Source organism: Sorangiineae bacterium MSr11954 (genome assembly GCA_037157815.1).
In the GTDB taxonomy this organism is placed as follows: domain Bacteria; phylum Myxococcota_A; class Polyangia; order Polyangiales; family Polyangiaceae; genus Pendulispora; species Pendulispora albinea.
Genome location: CP089984.1, coordinates 2,327,628 through 2,346,696, shown reverse-complemented (window position 1 = coordinate 2,346,696; position 19,069 = coordinate 2,327,628). Strand labels below are relative to the sequence as shown.

The window sequence follows — 19,069 nt, the reverse complement described above, 5'->3', positions numbered from 1 at the left end:
GCCGGAACGGGATCGAGCTTGGGTGAATCCACGAAAAAGCCGAGCAGCAGCTTGCGAGAGACGGTGAAGGCCGCCACATCGACCCTGAGCCTGGCGGTGGCCGGCACCGCGACATTGGGGGCGGTCGCGCTCCATTCCTGGTCGGTGTTGGCGCTGGGCGGGGTCGCCTACGCCACCTTGGTGGCCTGGGATCTGGCGAGCGGCGATCCGAAGGGCTCGAAGAGGAAGGCGCGCGCCTCGATCCTCCCCAACCCCAGCACCCTGCGCGATCCGGCCATCCGCTCGGCGATGCAGACCTTGGTGACCTCGCGGATCGCGCTCGACCGGGTGCTGGCGGAGACCTCGGAGGAGATCCAAGCGAATCTGGTGCTGGTGCTCGCCTCCGCCTCGGAGCTGGAGGAGCGCGCGACCAAGCTGGCGGCGCGGGCGGAGGCCATCGGGAGCTACCTCGGGACGACCGATCCCCGCGTGGTCGAAGAGGGCGTGCGGCAGCTCGCACACCAGATTGCGGCAACGCGCGATCCCGAAGCGCGCGCGCAGTACGAGGCGGCCAAGAAGGCGCGCGAGGAGCACCTCGGGACCTTGATGGAGCTGATGCACGTGAAAGAGCGGATCTTCGCGAGCCTGGTGACCATCGGCGCCACCCTGGACGCGCTCCCGGCGAAGATCGTCCGCATGCGCGCGCTCGACGCGGCGACCATGGACGCGGCCACGGGGACAATGAACGAAGAGCTGAGTCGAATGAACGACGATATGCAGTCGCTCGAGGATACCTTGAAGTCTCTCTCGGAGGTCATCGCGTGAAAGCCAAATTGGCCATCGTGGCCGTGTTTCTCGTGGCCTTGGTCGTGGTGGTGGTCTTCACCCTTCGCGAGCGCGAACAGGGCGGCGCGGGCAAAGATCCTTCGGCCGGCGCGGCCGCGGGCTCGGCCACCTTGCTGGCCTCCGCCAAGGGCAAAGATCCGGCGGCCCCGGCGGTCACCATCTCCATGTTGTACGGCACGGAGAAGAAGGACTGGGTCGAGGACGCCGCGGTGAGCTTTGCGCGCGAGCACCCGGAGATTCGGGTCACCTTGATTGGCAAAGGCTCGCTCGAGGGCGAGCAAGCGATCCTCGACGAGAAGGAGAAGCCGACCCTCTTCAGCCCGGCCGACTCGATGATCATGAACCTGCTCGAGTCGGACTGGCAGACGAAGAACAAGTCGAACCTCGTAGCCCCCACCGGCTCCGAAGACGCGCCGCAGACCTTGGTCATCACCCCGCTGGTGTTCGTGGCGTGGGAGGACCGGGCCAACGCGCTGCTCAAGTCGGGAAACACCATCTCGTGGCACACGATCCACAAAGCCGTGCAATCGCCCCAAGGCTGGCCCACGGTGGGCGGAAAGGCCGATTGGGGGTTCGTGAAGCTGGGACATACGGACCCGACCCGCTCCAACTCGGGCGTGCAGGCGCTCTATCTGATGTCGCTCGAGTTCTACGGCAAAACGGGCGGGCTCGAGGTCGGCGATTTGCTGAAACCGAATTATCAGTCATTCGTCAAAGACATCGAAAAGGGCGTGCAAAAATTCGAATCTTCGACGGGGACGTTCATGACGGACATGGTCCGTTTTGGTCCTTCCAAATACGATATCAGCGTGGTGTACGAGAACCTGGCCATCGCTCAGATCGAGAACGCGCAGGGTCGATGGGGGAACCTCAAGGTGTACTACCCGGGGATCACGCTCTGGAGCGACCACCCCGTCGCCTTGCTGCAGGGCGACTGGGTCACCTCCGAGCAAAAGCAAGCCGCGCGCACCTGGATCGCCCATCTGCGCAGCCGCGCGGTGCAGGAAAAGGCGCTGGCCTATGGGTTCCGGCCGGGCGATCCGTCGGTCGCCATCAAGACGGGCGACGCCCAAAATCCGTTTACCAAGATGGCTCCCTTCGGCATTCGCGTGGACATTCCCCCGGTGGCGCGCGCCCCCGAAGGCACCGTGGTTCGCAACTTGTTGACATTCTGGACGCGCAGCGTCGGACCTCGTTGAGGCTCGCCCGCACGAGGTGAGTCGGGACGACGCGTCCATGAACGGTCAGCTCGTGTCATTTGGCCCGGCCGCGTTGCGCGCACACGATGCGGAGCATGGCAACGATGGCATCACCATGGGACGGAGCGGCGATGAACGCCCGCAGCCGGGCGCCTCGCGTGGACGTGAAGGGCGTGGACGGGGGCGTGGCAGGCGCGTGCCGGGCTCTCCGTCGGGAGACCTCCTCCCGCGCGCTCGAGCTCCTGCAAGACGATCTCGACGAGCTATCGATGTTGCGTCTTGCTCGCTTTCGGCTTCATCCGCCAAGCCCGCAACGCAACCTCGACCGCGCCGCTCTACCGCCGCCCCGGCGACAGTCGCCAAAGGCGCCCATCCTGCCCTTACCCCGCCGTCGACCGCCACTGAAGGACGAACGCCAGTGACATGAGCGAACACGCAACGACGCCCACCCCCACCCCGCCAAACTGCGGAAAGATCCACGCCTCGATGAACGTCATGGCGACCACGCCCAAGTGCATCGCACAGGCGCTGGTGGAGAGCACCGTTGCGCGGCAGTCGCCTGCGAACTCCGAGAGGCGCAACTGGAGAAGGGGACCGCCGAAGCCGGCGAAGACCGCCCAGAGCCAGAAGGATGCGAGCGCAAAGGCCAACGGCCACGAGGGGAGCAAGGTGAGACCGCCAATGCCAATCACGGTGGCGGCGTTGGCCACCAAAACGGCGCGGCGGGTGCTCCCGGTCCAGATGACGGCGCGGGCGACGGCCAGGTTGCCGACGATGGTGAGGACGCCGAAGCTCGCCAGGGCGAGGCCCGTGTGCACGATGCTCAAGGTGTAACGGGTCCGCAAGACTTCGCCCACGATGGCCATCACGCCAATGGTGACGCCAATCCAAAGACCCTGTGCGGCGATGCCGGCGGGAACACCGGGGAGGGTCAGCGCCCGCGCATAGGTGGCGACGCCCGGAGACGCGTGCGACGTGGACGCTTGGCGCGTGCTCGGGATGCCGATGGCCGCGCCGGCCAGGGTGGCGAGCGCGCTCGTCGCGAGGAGACCGAAGGCCCAGCGCCAGCCGAGCTCCTGGGTCACCCAACCGCCGATGGCGGGGCTCACGATCAAGCCGATGGTCAGCCCCAGCATCACGTGCCCCATGGCCGCGGGCCTCCGCTCGAGCGGGATGAAGTCGCCTACCAGCGCGAAGGCATTGGGGCCCATGGCCGCGGCGGCCACGCCGGCGATGAAGCGGCAGATGAGCGCGAAGGTGAAGGAGCTGGCCAATGCGCCGCCGTAGGTGCCGAGCGCGAAGATGAACAGCGACGGAAGAAGAACCCGCCGGCGGCCCCAATGGTCGGAGAGGGTACCGAAGAGCGGTGCAAAGATCGCGCACGGCAGGGCGTAGGCGGTGACCAGCAGGGTGATGCGGGCCGGCTCGACCTGGAAGGTCTCGCCGATGGGGGCCAGGATCGAGGCCAAAATGTACTCATCGGCGCCGATGAGAAACATGATCAACGCGAGCGGAAAAACGGTCTTGGCGTAATGCATCGAGCGAATGCGCGCTACCCCTCCCCGCATCGCATGTTTGCGCGCTCGCGCCGGGTTTGCCATGCCCGGCGCGAGATGTCACGTAACCCTTTTACGTCGACGTGCGCTTTTCCGAGCGGACGAGTTCGGCGGGGAGCACCTCGTGGGGCGCATTCTGGTACGCAACCAGACGACTGAATCGGTCGATAGCATGCGTGCCCACGGACGTGCTCCGTCCATCGGATGTCGCTGGGAAGGGCCCGCCATGAACCATGGCCGGACCGACCTCCACGCCGGTGGGGAACTGATTGAACACCACCCTCCCCACCTTACGCGCGAGCAAACGCACCAACGGCGCGGCCGAAGCCACTTCGTCCGGCTGCGCATGGATGGTGGCGGTCAGCTGACCTTCGAGCGAACGAAGAAGCGCGAGGAGCTCGTCCGCGTCGCGGTAGCGCACCAGGAGCATCGAGGGGCCAAAGACCTCCTCCACCAGCCGCGGCTCGCGGAGCACCGCCGCGCCGTCCACCTGCCAGAGCGCCGCTTCGCCCGAGCTCGCGTAGGCACCCGCGGTTCCTTGTGCGAGCAAGCTGGCACCGAGCGATCGCATTCGCTCCAGACCTTGCCAATACGCGGCCGCCATACGCGCCGTGAGCATGGCGCCCGCCGCGGTCGCGCGCGTGCGCTCGGCGAGCGGCGCAAGGAAGCTCGCGTCGATGGCCTCCCCCGCTTGGGCGAAGACGACCCCGGGCTTGGTGCAGAATTGCCCGGTGCCCAACGTGAAGGATGCGTGCAAGCCCTCCGCGATGCTCGGACCTCGCTCGCGCAAGGCGCCGGGCAAAAGGATCACCGGGTTGACGCTCCCCATTTCAGCATAGACCGGGATGGGGCACGGCCGATTGGCGGCCAGGCGCATCAACGCTTCGCCGCCCGCGCGCGATCCGGTGAAGCCCACCGCCGCGACCTGGGGGTGCTGCACCAGCGCTTGGCCCACGGTGAAGCCATCGTCGAACAGGAGCGAGAAGGTGCCCTCGGGCAGACCGCAGCTTCGAACGGCGGCCGCGATCACGGCGCCCGCGTGCTCGGAGGTTCCAGGGTGCGCCGGGTGGGCTTTGACGATCACCGGGTTGCCCGCCGCCAGCGCCGATGCCGTGTCGCCGCCGGCAACGGAAAATGCCAGGGGGAAGTTGCTGGCGCCAAAGACCACGACCGGTCCCAAGGGGATGCGCAGGGAGCGAACGTCGGGTTTGGGGAGCGGCTTGCGCTCGGGATCGCCCGGATCGATGCGGGCGGCGAGCCAGGTGCCGTCCTCGATGACGCGCGCAAAGAGGCGGAGCTGGAAGGCGGTGCGCGCGAGCTCGGACTGCAGGCGCGGCAGCGGAAGGCCGGTCTCGGCGTGCGCGCAGGCGACGATGGCGGCGCCTTCGGCCTCGAGCCCCTCGGCGATGGTGCGCAGGAACACGGCGCGCTCGGACGCGGAGGTGTCGCCGTAGGGATCCGCGGCTTGGTCGGCCAGCTCGCATGCGCGGGCAACGTCGCGGTCGCTCGCCGCGTGAAACACGGGGGGAAGCGGCTGCCGGGTCGAAGGGTCCTCCGCGCGGAACGTGCGCGGGCCGGCGGCGCCGCGTTCGAAGCCGATGAAGGAGAGACCGCGAAGGGACACCCCGGCCTCGCGGCCTTTCTGGGGCTTCGGCGAAGACGCGGACACGGCTAGACCTCCAACCGCGGGCGCGTGGCGAGGGCGTGCTCCAGGGTGGCGCGCGCCTGCTCGAGCTCCTGGCCCTCGAGCACGAGGCGCGGCGGGCGAACGCGCGCGCTTCCCCGGCCGATCCTCTCTTGCACCAGCTTGATGAGCTGCACGAACTTCGGCACGGTGTCCATGCGGAGCAGCGGCAAAAACCAGCGATAGAGCTCCGCGGCCTCCCGCTTTTTTCCCTCCATCGCGTAGCGGTAGAGCGCCACGGACTCGGCCGGAAAGGCGTTGACCAAGCCCGCGATCCAACCGGTGGCGCCGGCGTCGATGCCCTCGACGATGGCGTCGTCGACCCCCACCAAAATGTCGAGGCGCTGGCCCAGGAGCGCGCGAATTCCGGTGACCCGGCGCACGTCGGTGCTGGACTCCTTCACCGCCTTCAAGTTGGGAAACGCGGCGGCCAGCTCCGCGATCTGCTCGGGGACGAAGTCCGTTCGGTATGCGACGGGGTTGTTGTAGAGCATGCACGGCAGATCGGTGGCCCCGAGGACGGCCGCCACGTGCGCGCGCATCTCCCGCCAATCCGTGCTGTACACGTAAGGGGGTAGGACCATGAGGCCGCGACAGCCGGCGCTCGCCGCATGCTTCGCGAGCGCCACGGCCTCGTGCGTGCCGAGGGCCGAGATGCCGGGCATGATCGGCACGCGCTCACCCACGGCGGCCACGCACGTCTCGAGGATCTTCCACTTCTCGTCGGCCGAGAGGGTCGCGCCCTCGCCCAGCGAGCCGAGTGGGACGATGCCGGCCGAGCCCTGCTCGACCAACCACCGGCAATGCTCGGCGAGGAAACCGTGGTCCACCGTGAGGTCGGCGTTGAATGGTGTCGTGATTGCCGGGAATACGCCTTTGAAGTCTACTCTCATCGTCACTTCTCCATTCATTCTTCGTAGAGGTGCCGCCCGAAAAGGACGGCCATGATTTACGAACTACGTTATGAACCAGCAAATCGCCGTCTCCACGCGATTTACGAATATCGGTTCGGGCTCAAGGATTCGATATCGAGCGATGGCTTCTCGCCCGAGAGGATCTCCGCCATGAGCTTGCCCGTGATGGGGCCGAGGCTCACCCCCATCATCGCGTGGCCCGTCGCGGCCGAGAGATTGTCGTAGTGTCCAAAGCGGCCCACGTACGGCAGCCCATCGGGCGAGCACGGGCGCAGCCCGCACCACGGTGCCACCCCCGCAAAATCGTCGGCCGTGAAGTCCGGATAGTAGCGGGTGGCGGCGTTGACGATGCCGCGCACGCGCGCCGGATCGATGCTCGAATCGATGCCGGACAGCTCCATGGTCCCACCGAATCGAAGCGCGCTCCCCATCGGCGTGACGGCCACCCGCGCCTCGGAGAGAATGGCGCAATGGCGCAAGGTCGCGCGCGGCGCCGGCAAGGTGAGGCTGTAGCCCTTCCCCGCCTCCATGGGGATCGCCAGATCGAGCTCGCGCGCGATGCGGTGCGACCAAATGCCCGCGCAGAGCACGTACTCATCGCCCGAGACCTCGCCGGAGGCGGTCGACAGCGCCTCCACGCGGCGGTCCTGGGTGCGAAAGCCGCGGACCTGGGTGCCCCACGAAAGGTGCACCCCCGCCGTCTTCACCTCGCGCACGAGGGCCGCCATCAAGTGCCCCGGCGTGAGATGGCAATCCATCGGATAGCGAATGGCGCCGGCCACATCCATGCGGACCTCGGGCTCGAGACCGGCGAGCTCCCCCGCATCATGAACAGTGGCCGCGATGCCCAACCGGCGCGCCCGCTCGGCCACCTCCGCCTCCTCGTGAAAGCCGTGCACGGTCTTGCAGAGGATCAGCATGCCCTCTTTGGAGAGCCCGAAATCACGCCCCCACAGCTCGTCGAGCTCCTCGAAACAGGCGCGGCTGGCGCTGTGCAAATCGCGCAGAACGGGCGCGCTGCGCAACACGTGCTCCGCATTCGCGGCCCGCCAGAACTTGATCCCCCAGCTCAGGAGCTCCCCACTGAACCGCGGCCGCACATAGAACGGGCTCTCGGGGTTCCACATCCATTTCAGCCCCAGCGCCACCATGCCCGGGGCGGCCAGCGGGACGAAGTGACTGGGCACCACCATGCCCGCGTTGCCATACGAGCACCCTTCCCCCGCGTTTGCCGCCCGATCGAGCACCGTCACCCGATGCCCCTTCCGCGCCGCATAATACGCCGTGCAAAGCCCCACGACCCCCGCCCCAATGATGACCACATGCTTGCTCATGGCGCCGCCGCCGCATCCCCAAACCCCGCACCCGCACCAAACCCCCACCGCAGCGGATCGCGCTCATCCAAAATCAACGTCCCCTCCCCCGTCACATACGCCGACCCCGTAATCTCCGGCACAATCCGCCCGCCCCCTGCCGGATCGATCTGAAACCGCGCCTCGAACACGCTTCCCGTAACGCTCCGCTGCAGCCACACCTCCCCCGGCGCGAGCTCTCCATCGGCGTACAAACACGCGAGCTTGGCGCTGGTCCCCGTCCCGCACGGCGAGCGATCGTACGCCTTGCCCGGACAGAGCACGAAATTGCGGCACCCGCGCGCTCGTTGGCCGGGTGTCGATTCATAAAGCTCGATGTGATCGATCTCGGCCCCGTTCGCCCCGGTGATGCCGGCCGCGTTCAACGCCTGCCGCACCTTCCAGGTGAAGTCGGTGAGCGCCTCCACGTGCGCGAGCTCCAAAGCCACACCGCGGTTTTCGATCAAAAAGAACCAATTGCCTCCCCACGCCACATCGCCCATCACCCGGCCGTAGCCCGGCACATCGACCCCCACCTTCGTCGCCAACCGGTAACTCGGCACATTGGCGATCGAAACCCGACCATCGTCGTGCAAACGCACGGAGACGATCCCCACCGGCGTCTCGATGCGATGCAGCCCGGGTCCGATGCGGCCCAGGTGCGCCAACGTCACCATCAACCCGATGGTCCCGTGCCCGCACATGCCCAAATAGCCTGCGTTGTCGAAGAAGATCACACCGGTCGCACAGTCGGCGGCGGTCGGCTCGCACAGGAGCGCGCCGATCATGCACTCGGGCCCGCGCGGCTCGCACACGATGGCCGTGCGAAACCGATCGAGCTCGCGGCGGAAGATGCGGACCCGGTCCGCCAGGCTCCCGGTGCCCAAGGACGGACCGCCCTCCAGGATCACCCGCGTCGGCTCACCTCCCGTGTGGGAGTCGACCACCTTGATTCGGCTGTAGGTCATGGATGGGCAACGTAGCGCTCCAAGGCGGCGCGGTCTTGAAGGATTGGCGCGATCCCGTTGCGGAATTCTGCATAATAGGCACATGGCGAACGCCTCCAACGCCGCGCGCTGGGCAACCTTGCTGGCCGACCCGGCTCTCCTCGAGCATCTTTTCGACCGACTCCCGGACGTTGCGTTCTTCGTAAAAGACCGCCAAGAGCGCTATGTGATGATCAACGAGACCTTCCTCTCGCGCTGCGGAATCCAGCACAAAGAGCAGGTGCTCGGCCGCACGGCCGAGGACGTGTTTCCGCGTGGCCTGGGCGCCGGGTACACCGCGCAGGATCGCCTGGTGCTGCGGACCGGCAACGAGATCGTCGATCGCCTCGAGCTCCACATTTACCCCGACGGGCAACAAGGCTGGTGCCTCACCTACAAAACCCCGCTGCGCGACGGCGCCGGTGCGATCCAAGGGCTCGCGGGCATTTCACGCGATCTGCACCGGCCCGACGAGCGTCACCCGGAGTACCGCCGCCTGGCGGAGGCCATCGACTTCCTTCACGCGCACTACGACGAGTCGCTGCGGCTGGAGGCGCTCACGCGAAAGGTCGGCCTCTCGATGGACCGCTTCGAGCGGCTGGTCGCCCAAGTCTTTCACCTCACGCCGCGGCAGCTCCTCACCAAGATCCGGGTGGAGGCGGCGTCGCGTCTCTTGCGTGAAGGCCAGGCGAGCGTCGCCGCCATCGCCCACGCGTGCGGCTACAGCGATCACAGCGCCTTCACGCGCAATTTTCGAGCGACGGTGGGGCTTACGCCACGGGCTTTCCGTCAGCGACTCGCGCCAGGACGGGCTCCAGATCCGGGGAGTCGGGCAAGGTGATCCCGAGTCCATCGGTGAAGAAGTCGCGCAGCTCGGCGGCGCTCGTCAGGGTGCGGCGCTCGGGCTCCCCGTTCAAGCGATGAATCGTCAGTTGATTGTTGTTCAGCGCGTAGCGCCCGCCCTCGATGGGGCGCGCCGCCATGATCCCGGTCAGAAAGTGCGATTTGGGGTTGGTGCACAGGTACCAGCTCGATATTTCGTAATCCGGTTGGTACTGCGGCGTGAGATCGAAGCGATAGAGACGCCGCCATTTTCCGCCGGCGTTGGCATCCATGGCAAAGCCGCCGCCCTCGTCGTTCTGGGGCACCAAACGAAACAGCTCGTACGAGGTGCTCTGCTCCGTGTTCGGTTCCAGCACCAATGGCTCCGTCAGGGTAATGCCGCCAAAGCCCACGTCGGCGACATAGGTGGTACCCTCGAGGTCGACCCGATTGAGCATATGGCTGCGCGGGGTGATGACCCCCTCGGGGTTGGTCCAAATGACGCGCGCGGCCAAGCCGGTGACCGAAAAACCAAGGGCGCGCAAGACATGTTGAAAGAGCAGGTTCTGCTCGTAACAGTAGCCGCCGCGCCGATCCGCGATCAGCTTTTTCTGAAGCGACACGATGTCCAGGGAAACGGGGCGCCGCAGCACGGGGTCCAGGTTCTCGAAGGGGATGGCCAGCGCGTGCAGCCGATGGATCTCCCGCAATGTGTCCAAGGTGGCAGAGCGATTCCCGGTGTAGCCGATTCGTTCGAAATAGGCGCTTAGGTCGATGTCGGTCATTGCAATGTCCTCGGTGCATGCGCGCAAGTGCTCGGCGGCTCACTTTCGATAGGGCGCATCCCCCGTAGCATCAATAGTGTAGTGGCTCTTCCCGTCGAGCAGAACGTTTTGCGTGTCGGATCGTACCGCGTACTGGAAACCTTTTTGCAGGCAGTAGGCGCCGTACGCGCCATGACGGTTCAAGGCGAGAAATCCAACCTGGATATCGCGCGCGCGTCGAGGTCCGCGCTCGACAATCCGCTCGACGGCCAGGCGGCATGCGTCCTCCGGCGTATGATTCTGGCGCATCAGCTCCACAACCAAGTGGCAGCCGACGATGCGAATCACTTCTTCCCCCACGCCGGTGGAGGTGGCCGCGCCGATGGCGCCGTCGACATACAGCCCCGCGCCAATGATGGGCGAGTCGCCGACCCGGCCGCGCATTTTGTAGGCCATGCCGCTGGTGGTGCAGGCGCCGGCGAGGCGACCGCTTTGGTCCAGCGCAATCATGCCGATGGTGTCATGGTTTTCGATGTTGACGATCGGCTTGTAAAGCGATGTCTTGCGCCACTCCTTCCAAGCTTTTTCCGACTCGGGGGTGAGCAAATTTTGCTTGGGAAAGCCGTTCGCCACGGCAAATTGCAGAGCCCCTTCGCCCACGAGCAGGACGTGCGGCGTCGTTTCCATCACCTTCCGAGCCACGGAAATGGGGTGCATGATGTGCTCGAGGCAAGCGACCGAGCCGCAGTTCCCCTGCTCGTCCATGATGCACGCATCGAGGGTCACATGACCGTCGCGATCGGGCGCGCCGCCGTACCCCACGGTGGTGATCTTGGGGTCGGCCTCGGGAATGCGAACCCCGGCCTCCACGGCGTCGAGCGCGCGACCTCCCGCGCTCAGGATTTTCCACGCTCCTTCGTTGGCGGCTTGGCCGAAATTCCATGTCGAAAGAACGATGGCACCGGCCGCGCCGCCCACGCCCGTGCGGGCACCACCTGGGAGAGGCGAAGAGGTCGGACCCGAGGCGCCCGAGCTGGGCGAACCCGGTGCGGCCGCAGCCGGCGAAGAGGCGCGCGGCGAAGAGGCGCCCGGTGCGCAGCCGAGGAGACAGCCGGCGGCGGAAATTTTGAGCCAATCTCGGCGCGTGGCGAAGGTATTCATCCGAGTCGCTCCAGACGTTCGGCGATGGCGCGTGCGTTCATGGTTCCTTTGTAGACGTAAAGTGCCCCGGGGAGATCGTCGCCGAGGACCTCTTCGCTGACCCGAAGGCGCGAGCTGACGGCAAAGAGAACGCGCTCGGCGAGGCCGGCGCGAACGAGCTCGACCCGCTGCCACACGGCGGCGCGGCTCCAATAGCCCATCACCTCCAGGTACACGGTCTCGCGGCGCTTGCCCTTTCCGCGCTCGAAGACCAAATCGGGTATGGCCAGCCCGATGCCGGGTAGCTCGAGGATCGTCGTGTTCGGCCCCACCTTCCACCCGGTGCCGAGCGCCTCGAAGTTGCGCATCAGGGTCTCGATGTCATCAGGGAGCGCCGGCTCGCCCGCGCGCGCGCCCTCGCCGCCCGCCGCAAATCCGCCCTCGAGCTTGAACACCAGCGGCGTGCGCTCCTTGCCCCAGCGCACGTTGGCCTGGAGCTTCCACGAATCGCACTCCTCGAGCGCGGGCAGGATCAGCGCGAGCTGCAATCCATATTTGGTCACCGACTCGAAGATGCTGAAGGGGCCGTCGATGGTGATGCGATATCCCTTCTCCAACTTTTCAATCGTGTGCAACAAGCGAAGAAACTTGAGGCGTCGAAAGAACGCGCGCAGGGTCGCGGCGGAGGTGCACTGCACGTCGACCTGGACATTCACCGCGCGGAGCAGCACCGCCTGCGCCTGGCCGTGCTCGTAGGCCAATACGAGGGTCTTCGCCGAGGGCGCGTCGAAGGCCAAGAGCCGGTGCGCGCCGCGCAAATCGGAGAAGAGGGCGCGCTCCAGCGCCTCGCGGCTGGTCTCGCGCTCGCGGGCCAGCGCGTCGAGGACGGCGTCGCGGTCGAAGTGCTCGCCCGGGCCGAGCGCGGCCCGCACGGCGCTGGCGCGGGTGAACACCTCGCGGCGCAGCGCCTCGGGATCCACGTCATCGGCCGCGTCGAACGCGCAGCGGTCCTCCACGAGCTTGGCCAGACCGGCCCGCAGGCGGTGCTCGCGCGCATCGACGTCGATGGCCGAGGTGGCTGCCGTGAGCTCCTCGCGGGTCAGGCCCACGTGCTCGCGCGCGGCCGTGATGAGCCGCTCGGCGATGACCAGCGCCCGCTCGCGCGCGGCGCCGTCGAGCGCCACCAGCTGGAGCTCGCCCTTCTTGCGGCGCGCGTTCACCAGATCAACGGTAAGCACTGTGCTCCCTCCGCCGCTCGCTCGTGAACGTCTCGGTGGTGGACTCGGTCACCAGCTCGTAGAGCACCGCGCGTTTGTCGCCTTTCTTGCGCAAAATGCGCCCGAGCCTCTGCACGTGCTCGCGCACCGAGCCGCTGCCCGAGAGGATCACGGCCACATTGGCGTCGGGGACGTCGACGCCCTCGTTGAGCACCTTGGAGGTGGCGAGCGCGTGGTACGTGCCCTCGGCGAACGCCTTCAAAATGGCGCTGCGCTCGCGCACCTTGGTCTGATGGGTGAGCACGGGCACGAGAAAGCGCCGCGCGATGCCATACGCGGTGGCGTTGTCTTGCGTAAAGAGGATGGCGCGGTCCTGGCGGTGCTGAAAGAGCAGGTACTCGAGGTATTCGAGCTTGGCCTTCGGCGCAAAGGCCAGCTCGCGCTGCCGTCGGTACGCGGCCAAGGCCCGGCGGCCGCTCGCGCTCTGCGAGGCCATCATGATGAACTCGCCCCAGCCCGAGGGGTGGCTCATACGAATGCCGTGGCTCTGCACGAAGTCGCGGTAAATGGCGCGCTCCGTATCGTGCTCCTCGCGCTCCTCCGGCGAGAGCTCGATGGAGACGCGCTCCGTCTCGTACTCCGCGAGGTACTCGCCCGAGAGCTCCACGATGTCGCGGCGGTAGGCGACGGGGCCGATCAGCTCCGCCAGATCGGCCTCGCGTCCATCGGCCCGCTCGGGGGTGGCGGTGAGCCCCAGGCGATAGGGCGCGAGGCAGGCGCGCGCGGCGAGCGAGTACGCGGCGCTGGGCAGGTGGTGGCACTCGTCGAAGACGATGAGGCCAAAGCGCGAGCCCAGGTGCTCGGCGTGCAGGTACAGCGAGTCGTAGGTGGTGACGGTGAGCGGCTGCACATCGTGATCGCCGCCGCCCACCAGCCCGACGTGCACGCCAAAGGTGGTCTGGAGGACGTCGATCCACTGACGCACCAAGTCCAAGGTGGGCGCGACGACCAGGCTGCCGCGGCGCTTGTCGTCGATGGCCATGAGCGCCACATGGCTCTTGCCCGCGCCCGTGGGCAAGACGACCACCCCGCGCCCGCGCTGCGCGCGCCAGGCGGAGAGCGCCTCGCTTTGAAAGGGCCGCGGCTCGCGGTGCACGCGCGCACCGGCGTCGAGGGTCGGATAACGTCGTGCGTCGTCCTCGTAGGGGATCTTGGCCGCGACCAGCCATCGCACCACGTCGGCATACGCCACGGCGGGTGCGCGGTAACACATGGTGCGATCGTCCCACGCGAGCCCGGGAACCGGAACGGACGCGGGAACGGACGCTTCACGGTCGTGCGGCACGCCTCGAATCTCGAGGGTGCCGGATGCAAACGTCAAAGACACCGTGACGGGAGGAAGCACGCGCATACCGATTAGCATCGTCGACGTTCGGCAGAAAGTCGGTAAGCTCATCAGGCATCATGGCCGCCTTTTTCCTTCGCTTCCCTCGCTCCTCTCGCGTCTCGCGCATCTCTCGCGTCTCGCGCATCTCGCGCGTCTCCCGCTTGGGCCGCAGACGATGGCTCGCGGCGCTCCCCATCACCGCCCTCACCCTGGCATGCTCCAGCTCGGACGAAGCTTCGCGCGCGGCGCCGAGCCCCTCGCGCGTGGAAGAATCTTCCCACGCGCTCGAAACACGCGACGAGCTCGACGCCAATACCGATTACGACGTTCAACGCTACGATTTGAAAGGAGAGCTCGACTGGGAGCGCCTCCGTCTCGTCGCGACGGTCGGCATCCAGCTCCGGCACCAAAACCTCGCGCGCATCGCCCTCGACAGCGCGGTCGATGTGCGCGCGGTGCGTTTGGCGCATGGCGGGCCGCTGCCCTTCACGGTGGACCGCGAGCACCAAAAGCTGCTCGTGGATCTCCCGCCCGAGGCGCGCTCCCGGCGCGTGGTGCGGCTCGACATCGACTACGAGGCGGACGCCGTCATCACCCCCGAGCTCACGCAGAACGCGCGCATGTACATGATGCCCGCGCTCAAAGGCGATCCGGCGCCCGTGCGCATGGCCTCCACCTTCTCCGAGCCCTTCGGCGCGCAGTTCTGGATGCCGTGCCACGATACGCCCTCGGACCGCGCGGTCTTCTCGGTGGAGATGCGCCTGCCCGCGCACGAGCGCTTGGTCGCCAACGGCGATTTGCGGTTCGATCGCCAGGACGAGGCCACGAACACCCACCGCATGAAGTACGACAGCGGATTTCCATTGCCCACGTACGTGATGGCGTTCTTCGCGGGCGACGTGGAGGCGGAGACCATCCAACACGGCCGGGTGCCCATCTCCATCTGGCACCGAAGGGGTCTCCGAAATGATTACGCGACCGTGATCTCCGAGACGGTTCGCGCGATGGATCGGTACGAGCGGCTCTTTGGCCCTTATCCCTTCGACCGCTATTCGCAAATCTTCACCCCCGGCGGCGGGGGCTTGGAGAACGCCACCATCACGCAGATGGGCGAGTGGTTCTTGGATTTCGGCAGCTACGGCAACCTCAATACGGGCGCGCACGAGCTCGCGCACCATTGGTTCGGCGATTTGGTCACCAACACCAGCTTTTACGATGTTTGGTTCAAAGAAGGCATGGCCACCCTGCTGGCGACCGAGGCCCTGCTCCCCATTTTGGACGAGGAGGGGATCGGCACCCTGGGGATCGAGCGGCGCATACCCAACGACGGCGAGGCCATCGTGCGCGATCGCTCTCTGCCCGTCATGCCCTATGGCTCCGGCCCCTACGCGCGCGCCGCGTGGCTCTTGACGCAAATTCGAAGCATCCTGGGCGACGACCCTTTTTGGCGGACCCTCCGCGGCGTCTTGCGCCAATACCGTTTTGCCTCCATCGACACCGACCAATTCGTCGCCGCCTTCGCGCCGCGTTTGGGGCCCGATGCCACGTCCCGCGTCGCGCGGGCGCTCACCGCCAAGCGCCTGCCGCGGCTGGAGGTCGAGCCGGGGACACCCGCGGGCGCCTTCGTCACCCTCCGCGATCCGGACGGCGCGATCGTCGCGCCCATGACCGTGCGCTGGATAGCACCCGACGGAACGTCGCGCGATCAGACCTTGGCCATCGACGCGCGCGTCGCACTCGCGCCCCAGATCGAGGGCGAGTTTCTGGTGATCGATCCGCCCGACATCCACCTCGACGCCAAGAGGCTCGCCACCTTGGCCAGCCCCGCCTCCGGCAAGAACTTCGAGACGTACGTGGCGCCGCTGCTGGTGCCAAAGGGCCCCGGAGCGCTCGCGCAATGGCTGCACGCGGGCGGGATCCATCAAATGGCGGTGCTTTCACGGACGATGCCCGCGGTGGGCCCCGAGCGGTTCGACGCGTTCCTGAAGGAGCTCGACGCGGAGGGCGCGAAGATGTTGGCCATCTCGCGCGCCTGCGACGTGGCCAGCGATCCGGCGCTCGATCCGGAGGCGCGCGCGCGGTGGACGGCCGTGCTCACGCGCGCGCTGCGCGATCCGCCGTCCACCTTGGGCCTGCGCGATCTGTCGAGCCGCCGATTTGCCGCGTGCGGCAAGATCCTCGACGTCGAAGAGCTGTTCGCCTCGGATTGGGCGAAGCTCGAGGCGGAGCCCTCGGCGCGGGGGCTCCCGGAGAACCGCGTCGCCTTCCTCACCCGCTTCGATCTTTCGCCCGCGCGCGAGTGGGCCATCTGGTCCCATGTCGCGACCCATTCGAGCGCGCTCAACCAGCGGGGCCAGGCGGTGTACAAGCTCCGGGACGACGCGTACCGCGGTCTCGTGCCCGCCGAGGACATCCCCACGTGGCGCGCGTTCTTCGTTCGCTTGCTCACGGAGTCGCAGGATTACACGGTGCTCTCGAGCGCCATTGCGGGCGTGGTGGCGACCCGGGCCAGCGCGCCGGCGGACAGCGCCCCGGCGCTCGCGGGCTTGAACGCGGTCCTCCACGATCCGGTGGACTATTGGTACGGCGATATCCATGGCGACGCCGTCTGCGCCGCGTACGCGCTCACGGGCCGATCACCTGGGTCACCCGCGTGGCAAACGTTCGTCGCGGGGCTCTCGGACGCGCGGCTGAAGGCCGATGTCCAAGCGCGGGTCGACAATCCGGCGGCCTGTCCGCCCTGAGCGCCAGTCCGGAGTCGCCGATCAGGAGCCACGCTCCAGCGGCCAATGGATCCGAAGCAAGCGCCTCGCGGGGCACGACGGAACGACGAGGGCGACACCGTCTTCGATCTCCTGAAGGGGGACGGGGCGCTTGTGACCGGTGTTCAAGTCGGTGAGCGTGCCGAAGGTGATGGCGGCCGCATTCGGCAGACCGCGCAACACCAGGCGCGCCGAGCGCGCGCCCCGGCGCACTTTGAGGCACACCGACGCAAAAGGCGAAAAGCCATCCCCCGGCGCGAGCCGCCGCGCCTCGGCCACGGTGCGGACGATGCCTCCGCGCGCGCGGTACGAGGTCTCGGCCGTCTCGACGGCGTGGATCGAGAGCATCGCTTGCCCGTTGGGCTCGATGGTGACCGCGTCGCCGGTGATCTCGGCGCGCGGGAGCGATTCGATGGGCTCCACATAGAACTTGGCCGACTTCGCCGGCGTGATGACCCGGCGCGTGCACGTGACGTCCCAAACCCCCTGGCGACCGGGCTCCAGCCGAAACTCGGCGTCGTCCGAGCTCGCGAGCACCTCGGAGGGCTTTGGCGCGCGCACGGGCGCGGCGTCCCACGAAGCGCCGTTTCGCATGGCGCGCGCGATGCTCTGGCGCACATTGGGGCGCGTTCCCTTGGGCGAGAAGAAGACGGTCTCGATCTCGACCTCCCCGCCACGGAAGAAAATGGCGTTGAACGACGCCCATAGAAAGGTGCGCTCGATGGGCCCGAGCGCGCGGTAATGCTCCAGGACCCCCGCGCTCCCCGCCGACGCGACCAGCACATCGCCATCGCCCGACTGCACGGCGCGCAAGAGGCGCGCGGTCGGATAGTGCTTGTGGCCGTGCAGCACCAGGGTCGGCGAGCCGAGCGCGTTGAGCAAGGTGAGCGCGGTCCCGGCGCCGAGGGCGGTCATGAAGAGCTCCTCGCGGTCCGCAAAGGACACGAGCCACGGGAGAAAGTGCCCCACGAACATTTGCTGGGGCCATGGCGCGTGCGAGGTATCCACCGCTCCGACGTCGGTCACGGGGGTTGGCACCAAGTGATGGTGCAGGAGCAACACCACGGGACGATCCGAGGCCACGATGCCGGGCACGGCGAGCAGATCCTCCGTGCGAAACATGCCGCCGGCCGAGAACCGACCATCGACGGCGTGCGTGCTGTCGTAGGCCACCACGTGGGCGTTGAGCACCTCGGACAGCGCGGGCAGGTGCCGGGCGAGCGGCTCGTCGGCGGTGGGCGCGTGCACGAACACGTGCGGATCGCCGGCCATGGCGTGCGCGATGTGATCCATGGCGCGGGTCGACCAAGGCGCAAAGATGCCCGATCCGCGTCGATCGTGGTTGCCGGGCAGGAGCACGACGGGCGCCTGCCCCACCGCCTCGCGCAAATCGCGCAAGAAGGCGGAGAAAGCCGCCGAGATGGTCTCGGCGGGCGTCTCGGAGCTGTCGACCAAGTCGCCCGTAATGGCGACCCCCACCCGCGCGGGGGCTGCTTCTTTGACCACGTCCGCGATGGCTTGGAAGAGGCTGGCTCGAAACCGGGAACCCGGATCGCGGTCCTTGGATTGGCAGAAATGCAGATCGGAGAGATGAACGAGGAGCGCGTCACTCACGGCGTATCCCGTCAGCATCCAACAAAAAAGTGGGCACGCATCATACAAAACGTGTCCGGTGGCTCGAAAACATCCAACTTGCCCACTCCCGGCCCGTGCTAAACGGGAGCTCATGGGGACACCACGCACCTATCGCTACTATGAGTTCGTGATGGTCGCATTCGTGACCATTCTCGTGTGCTCCAATCTCATAGGCCCCGCCAAAATTGCGCAGGTCGAGGCCCCCATCGTCGGCACCCTGACCTTCGGCGCCGGCGTGATGTTCTTCCCAATCTCCTACGTCTTCGGGGACATTCTGACCGAGGTCTATGGCTACGCGCGATCGCGCCGCGTCATTTGGGCGGGCTTCTCCGGTCTCGCCTTCGCCTCCCTGATGGCCTACGTCATCGTATCCCTGCCCCCCGCCCCATTCTGGAAGAACCAAGGCGCCTATGAAGTCGCCTTCGGCTCCACCTGGCGCATCTCCCTCGCCTCCCTCGTCGCCTACTGCTGCGGCGAGTTCGCCAACTCCTACATCCTCGCCAAAATGAAGATCCTCACCGAGGGCAAGCGCCTCTGGATGCGCACCATCGGCTCCACCATCTTTGGCGAAGGCGTCGACTCCCTGCTCTTCTACCCGCTGGCCTTTTACGATACGGGCATCATCCCCAACGACAAACTGCCCTCCGTCATGCTGGCGCAGTTCGTGACGAAGATCGCCGTCGAGGTGGTGTTTACCCCGGTCACCTACAAGCTGGTGGGCTGGCTCAAGAAGGCCGAGCAAGAAGATTATTACGACCGCGATACCAACTTTACGCCGTTTTCGCTCAAAGCTTGAACCCGGCAACGCAACGCCAAATACGAATGA

General features: G+C 67.0%; 15 protein-coding genes. 5 read left to right on the top strand and 10 right to left on the bottom strand.

Annotation, left to right across the window (positions count from 1 at the left end):
- Positions 1-18 precede the first annotated feature (18 nt).
- Together LZC94_09615 and LZC94_09610 are read left to right on the top strand one after the other, a co-directional pair.
- Positions 19-804, top strand: a complete 786-nt coding sequence (locus tag LZC94_09615; GenBank protein WXB17522.1) for a dynactin subunit 2 — start codon at positions 19-21, stop codon at positions 802-804.
- Entirely contained in the window at positions 801-2,024 is a 1,224-nt protein-coding gene (locus tag LZC94_09610) for a substrate-binding domain-containing protein (GenBank protein WXB17521.1), read from the top strand. The genes LZC94_09615 and LZC94_09610 overlap by 4 nt, the downstream gene beginning before the upstream one ends.
- Positions 2,025-2,404: 380 nt before the next feature.
- On the opposite strand, the gene LZC94_09605 is transcribed toward LZC94_09610, so the two are convergent.
- The 5 genes from LZC94_09605 to LZC94_09585 form a co-directional block, all read right to left on the bottom strand.
- Positions 2,405-3,562, bottom strand: coding sequence for an MFS transporter (locus LZC94_09605; GenBank protein WXB17520.1), 1,158 nt, complete (start codon positions 3,560-3,562; stop codon positions 2,405-2,407).
- Positions 3,563-3,653: 91 nt separating this feature from the next.
- The gene (locus LZC94_09600; protein WXB17519.1) at positions 3,654-5,249 is read right to left on the bottom strand and encodes an aldehyde dehydrogenase (NADP(+)); all 1,596 of its coding nucleotides are present in this window, start codon (positions 5,247-5,249) and stop codon (positions 3,654-3,656) included.
- Positions 5,250-5,251: 2 nt separating this feature from the next.
- Positions 5,252-6,157, bottom strand: a complete 906-nt coding sequence (locus LZC94_09595) for a dihydrodipicolinate synthase family protein (protein WXB17518.1) — start codon at positions 6,155-6,157, stop codon at positions 5,252-5,254.
- A 101-nt stretch (positions 6,158-6,258) separates the two neighbouring features.
- Positions 6,259-7,512, bottom strand: a complete 1,254-nt coding sequence (locus LZC94_09590) for an FAD-dependent oxidoreductase (protein WXB17517.1) — start codon at positions 7,510-7,512, stop codon at positions 6,259-6,261.
- On the bottom strand, positions 7,509-8,498 hold the full coding sequence (locus LZC94_09585) for a proline racemase family protein (GenBank protein WXB17516.1): 990 nt from the start codon (positions 8,496-8,498) through the stop codon (positions 7,509-7,511). The genes LZC94_09590 and LZC94_09585 overlap by 4 nt, the downstream gene beginning before the upstream one ends.
- An 82-nt stretch (positions 8,499-8,580) precedes the next feature.
- Between LZC94_09585 and LZC94_09580 the strand changes: the two genes are divergently transcribed.
- Positions 8,581-9,357, top strand: coding sequence for an AraC family transcriptional regulator (locus LZC94_09580; protein WXB17515.1), 777 nt, complete (start codon positions 8,581-8,583; stop codon positions 9,355-9,357).
- Here the strand turns inward: LZC94_09580 and LZC94_09575 are convergent.
- Genes LZC94_09575 through LZC94_09560 form a run of 4 tightly spaced genes read right to left on the bottom strand, consistent with a single transcriptional unit; the run spans position 9,287 to position 13,846 of the window.
- Entirely contained in the window at positions 9,287-10,123 is an 837-nt protein-coding gene (locus tag LZC94_09575) for an arylamine N-acetyltransferase (GenBank protein ID WXB17514.1), read from the bottom strand. The genes LZC94_09580 and LZC94_09575 overlap by 71 nt on opposite strands.
- Positions 10,124-10,162: 39 nt before the next feature.
- The gene (locus LZC94_09570) at positions 10,163-11,263 is read right to left on the bottom strand and encodes a N(4)-(beta-N-acetylglucosaminyl)-L-asparaginase (GenBank protein ID WXB17513.1); all 1,101 of its coding nucleotides are present in this window, start codon (positions 11,261-11,263) and stop codon (positions 10,163-10,165) included.
- Positions 11,260-12,480, bottom strand: a complete 1,221-nt coding sequence (locus LZC94_09565; protein ID WXB17512.1) for a DUF790 family protein — start codon at positions 12,478-12,480, stop codon at positions 11,260-11,262. The genes LZC94_09570 and LZC94_09565 overlap by 4 nt, the downstream gene beginning before the upstream one ends.
- Positions 12,467-13,846 (bottom strand): DEAD/DEAH box helicase family protein, encoded by a 1,380-nt coding sequence (locus LZC94_09560; protein WXB17511.1) that lies wholly within the window; start codon positions 13,844-13,846, stop codon positions 12,467-12,469. The genes LZC94_09565 and LZC94_09560 overlap by 14 nt, the downstream gene beginning before the upstream one ends.
- Positions 13,847-13,923: 77 nt before the next feature.
- Here LZC94_09560 and LZC94_09555 point away from each other — a divergent pair, with 77 nt between their 5' ends.
- On the top strand, positions 13,924-16,590 hold the full coding sequence (locus tag LZC94_09555) for an aminopeptidase (GenBank protein ID WXB17510.1): 2,667 nt from the start codon (positions 13,924-13,926) through the stop codon (positions 16,588-16,590).
- Between the two features lie 21 nt (positions 16,591-16,611).
- Here the strand turns inward: LZC94_09555 and LZC94_09550 are convergent, their stop codons facing one another.
- Complete coding sequence (locus LZC94_09550; GenBank protein WXB17509.1) at positions 16,612-18,222, bottom strand: metallophosphoesterase; 1,611 nt, start codon at positions 18,220-18,222, stop codon at positions 16,612-16,614.
- Positions 18,223-18,373: 151 nt separating this feature from the next.
- On the opposite strand from LZC94_09550, the gene LZC94_09545 reads away from it, so the two are divergent.
- Positions 18,374-19,039, top strand: a complete 666-nt coding sequence (locus tag LZC94_09545; GenBank protein ID WXB20367.1) for a queuosine precursor transporter — start codon at positions 18,374-18,376, stop codon at positions 19,037-19,039.
- The last annotated feature ends 30 nt before the right edge of the window (positions 19,040-19,069 follow it).

What these genes read in the sequence shown, in the direction of transcription:
- LZC94_09580 (WXB17515.1), top strand. Translation starts at nt 8,581, where the DNA reads ATGGCGAACGCCTCCAACGCCGCGCGCTGGGCAACCTTGCTGGCCGAC.
- LZC94_09585 (WXB17516.1), bottom strand. Translation starts at nt 8,498, where the DNA reads ATGACCTACAGCCGAATCAAGGTGGTCGACTCCCACACGGGAGGTGAG.
- LZC94_09545 (WXB20367.1), top strand. Translation starts at nt 18,374, where the DNA reads ATGGTCGCATTCGTGACCATTCTCGTGTGCTCCAATCTCATAGGCCCC.
- LZC94_09555 (WXB17510.1), top strand. Translation starts at nt 13,924, where the DNA reads ATGGCCGCCTTTTTCCTTCGCTTCCCTCGCTCCTCTCGCGTCTCGCGC.
- LZC94_09605 (WXB17520.1), bottom strand. Translation starts at nt 3,562, where the DNA reads ATGCATTACGCCAAGACCGTTTTTCCGCTCGCGTTGATCATGTTTCTC.
- LZC94_09590 (WXB17517.1), bottom strand. Translation starts at nt 7,512, where the DNA reads ATGAGCAAGCATGTGGTCATCATTGGGGCGGGGGTCGTGGGGCTTTGC.
- LZC94_09575 (WXB17514.1), bottom strand. Translation starts at nt 10,123, where the DNA reads ATGACCGACATCGACCTAAGCGCCTATTTCGAACGAATCGGCTACACC.
- LZC94_09595 (WXB17518.1), bottom strand. Translation starts at nt 6,157, where the DNA reads ATGAGAGTAGACTTCAAAGGCGTATTCCCGGCAATCACGACACCATTC.
- LZC94_09570 (WXB17513.1), bottom strand. Translation starts at nt 11,263, where the DNA reads ATGAATACCTTCGCCACGCGCCGAGATTGGCTCAAAATTTCCGCCGCC.